The organism is Klebsiella huaxiensis (assembly GCF_003261575.2).
Lineage (GTDB): Bacteria > Pseudomonadota > Gammaproteobacteria > Enterobacterales > Enterobacteriaceae > Klebsiella > Klebsiella huaxiensis.
On record NZ_CP036175.1, the window covers coordinates 6077901 to 6090392 of the forward strand.

A 12492-nucleotide genomic window follows, 5' to 3' on the forward strand; every position below is an offset into this window, starting at 1 on the left:
ATAAACCCTTTAACTTAGTTGTTTGAATAAGGCGCCGTGCCTTGATGTGATAAATAGTAGCCCTCACATCAGCAAACAAAAAGCGGAAGGATTTGTTGTCAACATTCAAAAAAACTGACTTAAAATCAACCTGCAATTAACCGCTGCGGATGAGTATAGATAGTCGCCCTGCCCGGCTTGCAAAAACCCACCAGCGTCAGGTTGCAGCGCTCGGCAACTTCTACTGCCAGCATCGTAGCGGCAGAAACCGCAAACAGGATTTCCACTCCACACATAGCCGCCTTCTGCACCATTTCATAACTGGCGCGGCTGGAGACTAACGCGGCACCATTGTGCCAGGTATCCCCGAGTTCCGCGCGCCGTCCGAGGAGTTTATCCAGCGCCACATGGCGACCTACGTCTTCATAGCCGCCCGACAGGTCGCCGGAAGGACTCACCCAGGCCGCAGCATGCGTACAGCCGGTCAGGCGGCCTATCGGCTGGAAATCATTCAGATGTGCCAGCGCGCGATCGAGATTCGCCAGGTCAAACGTCTGGGTAAACGGCAGCGGCTGCACCGGCTTACCGATATCGTTGAGCTGCTCAACACCGCATACGCCACATCCGGTGCGCCCGGCTAGTGCGCGACGGCGCTCTTTCAATCCCATAAAACGGCGGCTGGACAGCTCAATTTGTACTTCCAGGCCATTGCAAGCCTGTACGACATCCATCGCATAAATTTCACGTCGATTTTCTATAATCCCTTCGGATAAGGAAAATCCCACGGCGAATTGCTGCAAATCCTTCGGCGTCGCCATCATCACGACGTGCGAGATGCCGTTATAGACCAGCGCGACGGGAACTTCTTCGGCCAGATAATCAGCCTGAGCGGCGTCCATACTGGCGCGAGACCAAATAAGACGCGAGTCTGCGCCGACGGGAGAAAGGGATTGAGACATGGTTTTACCTGGAAGTCATAACAATAACGCGGTTATTTCATCACGGATAGAGAGCAGGAGCAAACCCGATGCCGAAAGTGAACTTGCGCGTCATCAACGATGTTTACAAACTCAAAACATATAGCGTTATATAAATTGATATACATCACTCAGCACATTTTAATAACTCAACTTTTTGCGCAAGAATACGCTAAAAACAACATTATCCGCCCTCTCAGTATACATATCGGAAACATTCTCAAAAATTGTGATATTCTAAATAGGGTTATTCCACTGGCTACCTGACAAATATCAATTCCTCAAAAGTGGTACGCATCAGCGGCTGGCGGCCAGAAAAATCATAACTATTGATGAGCAATGTCGAAACAAGGAGCGAACCATGCAGGTCAGCAGAAGGCAGTTCTTTAAGATCTGCGCTGGCGGTATGGCAGGAACCACGGCGGCTGCGCTGGGCTTTGCCCCCGGCGTAGCGCTCGCGGAAACACGGCAGTATAAGTTGCTGCGCACCCGCGAAACCCGTAACACCTGCACTTACTGCTCCGTCGGCTGCGGGCTGTTAATGTACAGCCTCGGCGACGGCGCAAAAAACGCCAAAGCGTCTATCTTCCATATCGAAGGTGACCCGGACCATCCGGTCAACCGTGGTGCGCTCTGCCCTAAAGGGGCCGGTCTGGTGGACTTTATCCACTCTGAAAGCCGCCTGAAATTCCCGGAATATCGCGCTCCAGGTTCAGATAAATGGCAGCAAATCAGCTGGGATGAGGCGTTCGACCGCATCGCTAAGCTGATGAAAGAAGACCGCGATGCCAACTATGTTGCACAAAACGCCGAAGGCGTCACCGTAAACCGCTGGCTCTCCACCGGGATGCTGTGCGCTTCCGCTTCAAGTAATGAAACCGGCTATTTAACCCAGAAATTCTCCCGCGCGCTCGGTATGCTCGCGGTCGACAACCAGGCGCGTGTCTGACACGGACCAACGGTAGCAAGTCTTGCTCCAACATTTGGTCGCGGTGCGATGACCAACCACTGGGTCGACATCAAGAACGCCAACCTTATCGTGGTGATGGGCGGCAACGCCGCTGAAGCACACCCGGTAGGATTCCGCTGGGCGATGGAAGCCAAAATTCACAACGGCGCCAAGCTGATTGTGATCGATCCGCGCTTTACGCGTACCGCGTCGGTGGCTGATTTCTATACCCCTATTCGTTCCGGTACTGACATTACCTTCTTGTCAGGCGTCATCCTGTACCTGTTGAACAATGAAAAAATCAACCGTGAATATACCGAAGCCTATACCAACGCCAGCCTGATCGTGCGTGAGGATTATAGCTTTGAAGACGGTCTGTTCAGCGGCTACGACGCCGAAGCCCGCAAGTACGATAAAACATCCTGGAACTATGAGCTGGATGAAAACGGCTTTGCCAAACGCGATACCACGCTGCAACACCCGCGCTGCGTCTGGAACCTGCTGAAACAGCACGTTTCCCGCTATACGCCGGACGTTGTCGAAAATATCTGTGGGACGCCGAAAGCCGACTTCCTGAAGGTCTGCGAGTACATCGCGGAAACCAGCGCCCATGATAAAACCGCATCGTTCCTCTACGCGCTTGGCTGGACGCAGCACTCCATTGGTTCGCAGAACATCCGCACCATGGCGATGATCCAGCTGCTGCTCGGCAACATGGGGATGGCGGGCGGCGGTGTGAACGCCCTGCGCGGTCACTCCAACATCCAGGGGCTGACCGACCTCGGTTTGCTATCACAAAGCCTGCCAGGCTATCTGACGCTACCGAACGAAAAACAGGCTGACCTGCAAACTTATCTGACCGCCAACACGCCAAAACCGCTGTTGAAGGACCAGGTCAACTACTGGGGCAACTACCCGAAATTCTTCGTTTCGTTGATGAAGTCCTTCTATGGCGATAAGGCAACAGCGGAAAACAGCTGGGGCTTTGACTGGCTGCCTAAGTGGGACAAAGGGTACGACGTTCTTCAGTACTTCGAGATGATGAAAGAGGGCAAAGTCAATGGCTACATCTGCCAGGGCTTCAACCCTGTCGCCTCATTCCCGAACAAAAACAAGACGATTGCTTCACTGTCCAAACTGAAGTACCTGGTGACCATCGATCCGCTCAATACCGAGACTTCCACCTTCTGGCAAAACCACGGTGAGTCGAATGATGTTGATCCGTCGAAAATCCAGACCGAAGTGTTCCGCCTGCCATCCACCTGCTTTGCCGAAGAGAACGGCTCAATCGTTAACTCCGGGCGCTGGCTGCAGTGGCACTGGAAGGGCGCGGATGCCCCCGGGATTGCCGTAACCGATGGCGAGATCCTGGCAGGTATCTTCCTGCGTCTGCGTAAGATGTATGCCGAACAAAGCGGTGCTAACCCGGAACAGGTGCTGAACATGACCTGGAACTACTCCACACCACATGAACCCGCTTCAGAAGAAGTGGCAATGGAGAATAACGGGAAGGCGCTGGCGGACATTACCGACCCTGCTACTGGCGCGGTTATCGTCAAGAAAGGCCAGCAGCTCAGTTCGTTTGCACAGCTACGTGATGACGGCACCACCGCCAGCGGCTGTTGGATTTTCGCCGGTAGCTGGACGCCGGAAGGCAACCAGATGGCACGACGCGATAACGCCGACCCGTCAGGTCTCGGTAATACACTGGGCTGGGCATGGGCGTGGCCGCTTAACCGTCGCATCCTCTACAACCGTGCTTCTGCTGACCCACAGGGTAATCCGTGGGATCCGAAACGCCAGATCCTGAAATGGGACGGCGCGAAATGGGGTGGGATGGATATTCCGGACTACAGCGCCGCGGCGCCGGGCAGCGATGTCGGGCCGTTTATCATGCAGCCGGAAGGGATGGGACGTCTGTTTGCCCTCGATAAGATGGCGGAAGGCCCGTTCCCGGAACACTACGAGCCGTTTGAAACGCCGTTAGGCACCAACCCGCTGCACCCGAACGTGATCTCTAACCCGGCTGCCCGCATCTTTAAGGGCGACAAAGAAGCTCTGGGTAAAGCAGATAAGTTCCCGTACGTCGGAACCACCTACCGCCTGACCGAGCACTTCCACTACTGGACCAAGCACGCGCTGCTTAACGCCATCGCGCAGCCGGAACAGTTTGTAGAAATCGGTGAAAAGCTTGCAAATAAGCTCGGTATTGCTCACGGCGATACCGTTAAGGTTTCCTCTAACCGCGGTTTTATTAAAGCTAAAGCGGTGGTGACCAAGCGTATTCGCACACTGAAAGCAGACGGTAAGGATATCGATACCATCGGTATTCCGATCCACTGGGGCTACGAAGGCGTGGCGAAGAAAGGGTTTATTGCTAATACCCTGACACCGTCCGTCGGCGATGCGAACTCACAGACACCGGAATTTAAATCCTTCCTCGTGAATGTGGAAAAGGTGTAACGGAGACGACTTATGGCTTATCAATCGCAAGATATTATTCGTCGTTCCGCCACTAACGGTTTCACTCCTGCGCCGCAGGCGCGGAATCATCAGGAAGAGGTGGCGAAGCTTATCGACGTCACCACCTGCATCGGCTGTAAAGCCTGTCAGGTGGCCTGTTCCGAGTGGAACGATATCCGCGACGAAATCGGTAGCAACGTCGGGGTGTACGACAACCCCGCCGACCTGACCGCCAAATCCTGGACGGTGATGCGCTTCTCGGAAGTGGAGCAAAACGACAAACTGGAATGGCTGATCCGCAAGGATGGCTGTATGCACTGCGCCGACCCGGGCTGCCTGAAGGCCTGTCCGGCGGAAGGGGCAATCATTCAGTACGCCAACGGTATCGTCGACTTCCAGTCTGAACAGTGCATTGGCTGCGGCTACTGTATCGCTGGCTGTCCGTTCAACGTGCCGCGCCTGAACCCGGAAGATAACCGCGTTTACAAATGTACTCTGTGCGTTGACCGCGTAACCGTAGGCCAGGAACCGGCCTGCGTGAAAACCTGCCCGACCGGCGCTATCCACTTTGGCTCCAAAGAGGATATGAAGGTACTGGCAGGCGAGCGCGTCTCGGAGCTGAAAACCCGTGGTTACGACAACGCAGGCCTGTACGATCCGGCTGGTGTCGGCGGCACGCACGTGATGTACGTGCTGCACCACGCCGATAAGCCGAATCTGTACCACGGCCTGCCGGAGAACCCGGAAATCAGCGCTACCGTGAAGTTCTGGAAAGGTATCTGGAAACCACTGGCCGCAGTCGGTTTTGCGGCCACCTTTGCTGCCAGCATCTTCCACTACGTCGGTGTCGGCCCGAACCGCGCGGAAGAGGAAGAAGACAACCTGCATGAAGAGAATGACGAGGTGCGCAAATGAAAAGACGTGACACCATCGTGCGCTATACCGCGCCGGAGCGAATCAACCACTGGGTTACCGCCTTCTGCTTCATTCTGGCGGCGGTGAGCGGGCTGGGGTTCTTTTTCCCATCCTTCAACTGGCTGATGCAAATTATGGGCACTCCGCAGCTGGCGCGTATTCTGCACCCGTTTGTCGGCGTTATCATGTTTGCTTCGTTCATCATTATGTTCTTCCGCTACTGGCACCATAACCTGATCAATCGGGACGATATTTTCTGGGCGAAGAATATTCGCAAGATCGTCGTCAACGAGGAGGTGGGGGATACCGGGCGCTATAACTTCGGCCAGAAATGCGTGTTCTGGGCAGCGATTATCTTCCTGGTATTGCTGCTGGTGAGCGGGGTGATTATCTGGCGTCCGTACTTTGCGCCAGCGTTCTCCATCCCGGTTATCCGTTTCGCGCTGATGCTGCACTCGTTCTCTGCGGTAGCGTTGATTGTGGTTATCATGGTGCATATTTACGCCGCGCTATGGGTGAAAGGTACAATTACCGCCATGGTGGAAGGCTGGGTCACGAAGACGTGGGCGAAGAAGCATCACCCGCGCTGGTACCGTGAAGTGCGCGAAAAACAGGATAAGAGCCAATCGTAAGCGAAAGTGCTTTGTGGTTCTCTGATATGGCGTCGTTTATCGACGCCATTTTTTTAGCGGATAGCATTCAGTTTTGACAACTTTTTGACAACTTTATACAGATAACAGACCAATCGGGGTTCAGGTTCCATAAGAATGGATTCGATTCTTTCACAAGGAGACGTATCGTGAATCTAAAGCACCTTTTCGCCGCTCTGACCCTCGGTTTGCTGGCAGCAAACGCAGGTGTATACGCCCAGCAACCAGTCCAGAAAGTGGCCATCAAAGCTGAACTGGCTTCCCCTGTTGTCCTGGAAAATACACAGGATAAAAACTACCTCAAAGTGTCCCTGACGGGGTTTCCTCTTAACGCCGCCAAACGCAGCCCGATTAACCTCGCGCTGGTGATCGACCGTTCCGGCTCAATGAGCAGCGAGCGAATTAAACAAGCCACAGAAGCCGCGGTAATGGCGGTAAATACCTTGAGTTCCCAGGACACGCTCTCGGTGGTGATTTACGACGATGTAGTGGATGTCATTGTCCCCGCAGCTAAGCTCAGCAATAAAGATAAGCTCATCAGCCAGATTCGCGAAAAACTAACCGCCCGCGGCGGTACTGCGCTATTTGCGGGCGTAAGTCGCGGTATCAAAGAGACCAGTAAGTTTCTGGATAAAACCCAGGTTAACCGCATTATTTTGCTCTCCGATGGCCAGGCCAATATTGGTCCATCATCAACCAGCGAATTGGCAGAGTTAGGCAAAATCGCCGCTCGTAAAGGGATTGCCATCACCACGATGGGCATTGGCGAAGGTTACAATGAAGACCTGATGGCGGCGATGGCACAGTACAGCGATGGCAACCACGTTTTTGTACAGAATACCAACGATCTGGAGAAAGCATTTGCCCATGAATTTGGTGATGTAATGTCGGTGGTCGCCCAGGATGTGGTGGTGGAAATCAAGGTCGCTGACAACGTCAAGCCGCTGCGATTACTGGGGCGTGAAGGCGATATCCAGGGCAACTCGGTTAGCGTGAAGCTCAACCAGCTTTACGCCAACCAGGAGAAATATGTCATGCTGGAGCTGCTTCCGGTAAAAGGTAGCTCAGCACAAAGCAAGCCGCTGGCAGATGTGAACGTCCGCTATGACAACCTTGCGACCCGCCAGAAAGAAAGCTGGGATGAAAAAATGGCCATACGCTACACCGCTTCTGCCAGCGAAGTGAAAAAAGCAGTGATAGAAGATGTGGTCGTCGATTCGGCGATTCAGAAGTCAGCTATTCAAAATGAGCAGGCCTTAAAGCTCATCGACGAAGGCAAAATGGATGAAGCAAAGGCGGTCCTGCGTGAAAGCACAAGTCTTATGGGTTCCCTGCAGCTCAGTGCGCCAGCGCCAAAAATGAAAGCGCAAGAAAGTGCAGAAGAAAACCGCCAGTTGCTGCAAAAGCTGGAAACGGAAAGCAAAGAATCTTCTCGTAAATCATTGAAAGAACAGAACTACAGAACCAAAAATCAGAGTTCGAAAGCGAACTAATCCACAAGGAGTGCTGGATGCCCAGAAGCAAGCTGATTTATCTCATCGTCACGCTGATGTTTTTTATCCTGCTGGCTTACCTGGGCATTCGTACTCTGGAGCATGAAGTCTTGCTGCGCCAGTACCAGACGCAAACCCTTGCCAGAGCACAAACTGCCAGCGTGGCGGCGGGTATCGAAAGTCTCCTGCAACAAAAAGCCTCACGTCTGCATGCTATCAGCGATTTTATCGATCCCCAGAATTTCGCCGCTCTCAAGACGCTAAAAGAACATGATAGCGATATTACCGCCGTGTTTACCCTGCGTAAAAACCAGCTACTTTACCCCGATGAACGCCAACCACTAAGTAATGAAGATAAAGAGTGGGTACGCCAGCTAACGCCGTTGGCTAACGACCCCAGTCAGCTTATCAGCCATATTGCCCATAATGAGCAAGAAACGCCGCAGGCGGGATGGTTTATTACCAGTGAAAATCAGGAGCCACTGTTGATTTACTGGCGACAAAAAGGCGATACGGTCATCGGTTTTCGTCTCTCATATGTGCAGCTGATGATGGATATTGCAAATAACGTTCAGGTTAGCCCTGAAGAGCAGCAGATAGTTCGGGTAAGTGAAAGTGGGCGACAGATTTTTCAAAACAAACAGGCAGTTCTGAATCAGCTGTCGCCGCTGGACTCGCGTGCACTGGACTACCCGCTTACCCTGTGGAAAATCAGTGTTTATGGCGTTAAAACCCCGCTTTATCACATTTGGCTATGGGGTAGCGCGCTCATTCTACTGCTGCTGGCGGCTGTCGCTTTATTGGGATATTCGCTGTGGCGGGAATACACTCGTGCCGCTCGCCAGGCGCGTCAACAGGTAGATTTTGTCAGCCAGGTATCGCATGAACTTAAAACTCCGCTGACCAATATCACCCTCTATGCCGAGCTATTGCGCGAAGGACTGGATGACGATCAAACGCAGGAGCTGCGCTACGTGGATGTCATCACTCAGGAGGGCCAGCGGCTATCCCGGCTTATCCAAAATATCCTGACGTTTACACGAACGCCTAAACTACATCTTCAGAAGGTGAATATTTCACGCCTCATCACAGAAATCGTTCACATCTTTACGCCTGCACTTCAGGCAAAGGGGATGACGATTTATCTCTCCTGCCCTGACGAGATCATATTGCAAAGCGATCGCGACGTGATCACGCAAGTTATCAGCAATTTTATTAGTAATGCCGAAAAATATGCAGCGCAGGGTAAACGGGTCGATATCCTGGTGCAAACCACATCTGAACAGGTTGAGATCGCCGTTCGTGATTATGGTCCGGGCATTGCGGAGAAAGAAATGAAGATGATATTTCACCCGTTTTATCGGGTTAAATCATCCATTACCGAAGGCGTTTCAGGTACCGGTATTGGGCTGACCATCGCGTCACAGCTGGCCGAACGTCTGCAAGGAAAGATTCAGGTTACCGCCGAAAACCCCGGTGTGCGCTTTACGCTAACATTACCTCAAGGATGAAACATGAAGATACTGATTGCAGAAGATGACGCCAATATTCGCCAGGGGCTGGTTGATGTGCTGTCGCGTGAAGGTTACACGCTGCTTGCAGCCCCTGATGGCCGTGAAGCATTGGCTATCTACCATCGTGAAATGCCGGACTTCGTGCTGCTGGATATCATGATGCCCGAAATGGATGGTTATTCCGTTTGCCGTGAAATTCGCCGCCACAATGAACATATCCCCATTGTATTTCTCTCTGCTAAAGATGAGGAAATCGACCGCGTTGTGGGACTGGAACTGGGTGCGGATGATTACATCAGCAAACCATTTGGCATTCACGAACTGCGGGCGCGAATCAAAACGATCGCCCGCCGCTGCTTAAGCCATAACGATTCACAGCCCAATCTCAGCTTTTCCTTTGGGGATTTAGCGGTTTTTCCCAACGAACTGTGCGCATGGCGTGGCGAACAACGATTAGAACTTTCTCTGCGCGAAGTGCGAATTTTAAGCTGTCTGGAACGCCACAAAAATCAGGTGGTGACTCGAGATATGCTGTTTGACGCTGCATGGGGCTACGATTACATGCCCAACAGCCGCACTCTTGATCAGCATATTTCCCGGTTACGCAAGGTGATTGAGCAGGATGCTAATCACCCTCAGCTAATCCGAACGGTGCATGGTCTGGGGTATAGATATCAGGTATCGTAACACACACATTGCGATGTCATGGGTATATCCCGTATGCCGATTGCGGTTATCATTAATGACATTCACCAGAGCGGGCGCGTGATGCCCGCCAAATCACAGAGCGGACGCGACCATAGCCGAATCTGCTGAAACCAGGAAGTGACTAAATGAGCATTCGTATCATCCCGCAAGATGAGCTGGAAAAGAGCGAGAAACGCTCGACGGATATGATCCCACCGTTATTATTTCCCCGGCTCAAAAATCTGTATAACCGCCGCGCCGAACGCCTGCGCGAGCTGGCTGAGAATAACCCGCTGGGCGACTACCTGCGCTTCGCCGCGCTGATCGCCCACGCGCAGGAAGTGGTGCTGTACGACCATCCGTTACAGATGGATCTCACTGCGCGCATTAAAGAAGCAAACGACCAGGGCAAACCGCCGCTGGATATTCACGTGCTGCCGCGCGATAAGCACTGGCACAAGCTGCTGCATTCGCTGATTGCCGAGCTGAAGCCCGAGATGAGCGGCCCGGCGCTGGCAGTTATCGAGAATCTGGAAAAATCATCGGAGCAGGAGCTAGAGCTGATGGCAAGCGCGCTGTTTGCCTCTGATTTCGCATCAGTCAGCAGCGATAAAGCCCCGTTTATCTGGGCAGCGCTATCGCTATACTGGGCGCAAATGGCCAGCCTGATCCCCGGTAAAGCCCGCGCGGAATACGGCGAACAGCGCCAGTTCTGTCCGGTGTGCGGTTCAATGCCGGTCTCCAGCATGGTGCAAATTGGTACCACCCAAGGTCTGCGCTACCTGCACTGCAATCTGTGCGAAACCGAGTGGCACGTCGTGCGCGTGAAGTGCAGCAACTGCGAGCAGACACGCGATCTGCATTACTGGTCGCTGGATAACGAGCAGTCGGCCATTAAAGCCGAAAGCTGCGGCGACTGCGGCACCTACCTGAAGATTTTGTATCAGGAAAAAGATCAGAAAGTGGAAGCCGTCGCCGACGACCTCGCCTCACTGGTGCTGGACGCGCGCATGGAACAAGAGGGCTTCGCCCGCAGTTCCATCAACCCGTTCCTGTTCCCGGGTGAAGGGGAGTAAAGCTGGCGTTATGCCGGGTGGCATTTGCTGCCCGGCTTACAAATGATAAGGCGTAATCACGCCTGGAATCCTGGCAAAATCTTTAGTGTTGCGCGTGACGAGTTCATAACGATGCATTTGTGCCGTCGCCAGGATAATGGCATCCGGCAACGCCATCCCATACTCCTGCCTGATGTTGACACTTCGTTCTGCAATATCCTGTGAGACACCAATGATATTAAAAGCGCTCAGTGCAATGCGCGTACGATGTTCCTGGTGATACTTTTTGGCTCCCACCATCACTTCCATCCAGGAGATAAGGCTAATCGCATTTTGTGGTGAATAAGCCTCCAGTGCCTGTTTCGCTTCAACGCGTCCGCTGAACAGATCAATGAGAATATTGGTATCAAACAGCGCCGGGCCTTTACTCATTGCCACTCCTCACGAAGCTTCCTTTCATATTCAACACCATCTTCCTCGCAGCCTTGCCAAAGCCCCAGCGCATCGGCGATAGTAGTTTCAGCCTGGCCTTGCCTTTCCAGGTACTGTTCTACCGCTTCACGTAACAGTTCTGCTCGCGGAAGATTGCGCTGCTGCTTGAGGTCTTCAAGACGTTTGATAACGTCATCTGATAAGTCGAGTAATATTCTGCCCACATCCCTTCCTGCCATCATGCTTATATATACCTCCAGTATATCATTGGCGACTAATTTTCAAACAACATACACCGTGAAAAGGCAGGAAAATAGCCACGCCTGAAATGATTTTCACTTTTGCGAGCCGCTTTCCATAATCCTTCTGCAACCCAAATCCCCCATTTTCTTTTGTTAAGAACCAGGCTATAACACTGTATATCCAAACAGTTTAAGGGAATGAAAATGGCGCTTGAAAAAGGTATTGCAGAGCTGGTTCGGGAGTTTATCGCTGCGGGTCGCCCCTCTTCGCGCGAACAGAATATTGATGACCGGAGAAACGGTTACGTCGCCAGCACCGTGTTAGCCGGGGAACAAGAAGAGCGCGTGCAGGTAGAAGATATCGAACTCGAAGGCATGATTTTTCGCGTAGCCTCTCCCCTGAGTGCTACTGGCGCACTGCCAGCCGTTATCTATTTTCACGGCGGCTGCTTTATCAGCGGCGGCTTCGCTACTCACGACAATCAGCTTCGCCAGCTGGCTTATCGCAGCGGCTGTCGGGTTATCGCCGTGCAATACCGACTGGCACCAGAACATACTTTCCCTGCCGCACATGACGATGCAGAAAAGGGAGCGCTGATAATATATCGTCATGCAGAGCAGTTGGGCATTGACGCTTCGCGTATTACGCTTGCTGGCGACAGCGCCGGGGGACATCTGGCATTAGTGACCGCTCTGCGCCTGAAGACAGCACAGGTCTGGAAACCCGTACTGCTCATTTTGATTTACCCGATGCTGGATGCCACCGGCAGCATGAAGAGCTATCTCGATAACGGTAAAGATTACATCATCACCGAAGATACGCTGCTCAGCGGCTACGAAATGTACCTTTCATCGACGGAACTCCACCATCCGGAAGCCAGCCCACTCTGGCGTAAAGACTTTAGCGGCCTGCCGCCGGTGCATATTCTGACGGCGGAATATGACCCTTTGCGTGATGAAGGCGAAACGCTATATCAGCGCATGGTTGAACAGGGTGTTGACTGTACCTGCCAGCGCTATCTTGGGGTGATTCACGGTTTCTTTCAGTTAGGTGGTGTGAGCCCAGCGGCGCGAAACGCCATGGGGGATATCGCCTGGCGGATCAAATCACCAGGCCAATAGATAAGCACGAGGGA

At 52.8% G+C, this 12492-nt stretch carries 11 protein-coding genes; 8 read left to right on the forward strand and 3 right to left on the reverse strand.

The annotated features are described in order from the left end of the window. Positions 1-125 precede the first annotated feature (125 nt). Entirely contained in the window at positions 126-878 is a 753-nt protein-coding gene (gene fdhD / locus DA718_RS29070) for a formate dehydrogenase accessory sulfurtransferase FdhD (protein WP_221888545.1), read from the reverse strand. Between the two features lie 439 nt (positions 879-1317). On the opposite strand from fdhD, the gene fdnG reads away from it, so the two are divergent. The 7 genes from fdnG to fdhE all read left to right on the forward strand — a co-directional run bounded on the left by fdnG (position 1318) and on the right by fdhE (position 10703). Then, entirely contained in the window at positions 1318-4368 is a 3051-nt protein-coding gene (gene fdnG / locus DA718_RS29080) for a formate dehydrogenase-N subunit alpha (RefSeq protein ID WP_142512733.1), read from the forward strand. A 12-nt stretch (positions 4369-4380) separates the two neighbouring features. After that, positions 4381-5283 (forward strand): formate dehydrogenase subunit beta, encoded by a 903-nt coding sequence (fdxH, locus tag DA718_RS29085; RefSeq protein WP_112216883.1) that lies wholly within the window; start codon positions 4381-4383, stop codon positions 5281-5283. After that, positions 5280-5915, forward strand: coding sequence for a formate dehydrogenase cytochrome b556 subunit (fdoI, locus tag DA718_RS29090; RefSeq protein ID WP_112216884.1), 636 nt, complete (start codon positions 5280-5282; stop codon positions 5913-5915). Before fdxH ends, fdoI begins: the two co-directional genes overlap by 4 nt. A gap of 167 nt (positions 5916-6082) precedes the next feature. After that, a complete protein-coding gene (locus DA718_RS29095) occupies positions 6083-7426 on the forward strand; it encodes a vWA domain-containing protein (protein ID WP_112216885.1) in 1344 nt (447 codons plus the stop codon). A gap of 17 nt (positions 7427-7443) precedes the next feature. Further along, the gene (locus tag DA718_RS29100) at positions 7444-8937 is read left to right on the forward strand and encodes a sensor histidine kinase (protein ID WP_112216886.1); all 1494 of its coding nucleotides are present in this window, start codon (positions 7444-7446) and stop codon (positions 8935-8937) included. Positions 8938-8940: 3 nt separating this feature from the next. Then, positions 8941-9627 carry a response regulator transcription factor gene (locus DA718_RS29105; protein WP_112216887.1) on the forward strand — a complete coding sequence of 229 codons (687 nt, stop codon included), beginning with the start codon at positions 8941-8943 and terminating at the stop codon, positions 9625-9627. Between the two features lie 146 nt (positions 9628-9773). Continuing rightward, complete coding sequence (gene fdhE / locus DA718_RS29110) at positions 9774-10703, forward strand: formate dehydrogenase accessory protein FdhE (protein WP_112216888.1); 930 nt, start codon at positions 9774-9776, stop codon at positions 10701-10703. Positions 10704-10739: 36 nt separating this feature from the next. On the opposite strand, the gene DA718_RS29115 is transcribed toward fdhE, so the two are convergent. Further along, a complete protein-coding gene (locus DA718_RS29115; protein WP_112216889.1) occupies positions 10740-11114 on the reverse strand; it encodes a type II toxin-antitoxin system VapC family toxin in 375 nt (124 codons plus the stop codon). Continuing rightward, complete coding sequence (locus tag DA718_RS29120; RefSeq protein ID WP_167492840.1) at positions 11111-11356, reverse strand: ribbon-helix-helix domain-containing protein; 246 nt, start codon at positions 11354-11356, stop codon at positions 11111-11113. Before DA718_RS29120 ends, DA718_RS29115 begins: the two co-directional genes overlap by 4 nt. A 204-nt stretch (positions 11357-11560) precedes the next feature. Between DA718_RS29120 and DA718_RS29125 the strand changes: the two genes are divergently transcribed. Continuing rightward, a complete protein-coding gene (locus DA718_RS29125; RefSeq protein ID WP_112216891.1) occupies positions 11561-12478 on the forward strand; it encodes an alpha/beta hydrolase in 918 nt (305 codons plus the stop codon). The last annotated feature ends 14 nt before the right edge of the window (positions 12479-12492 follow it).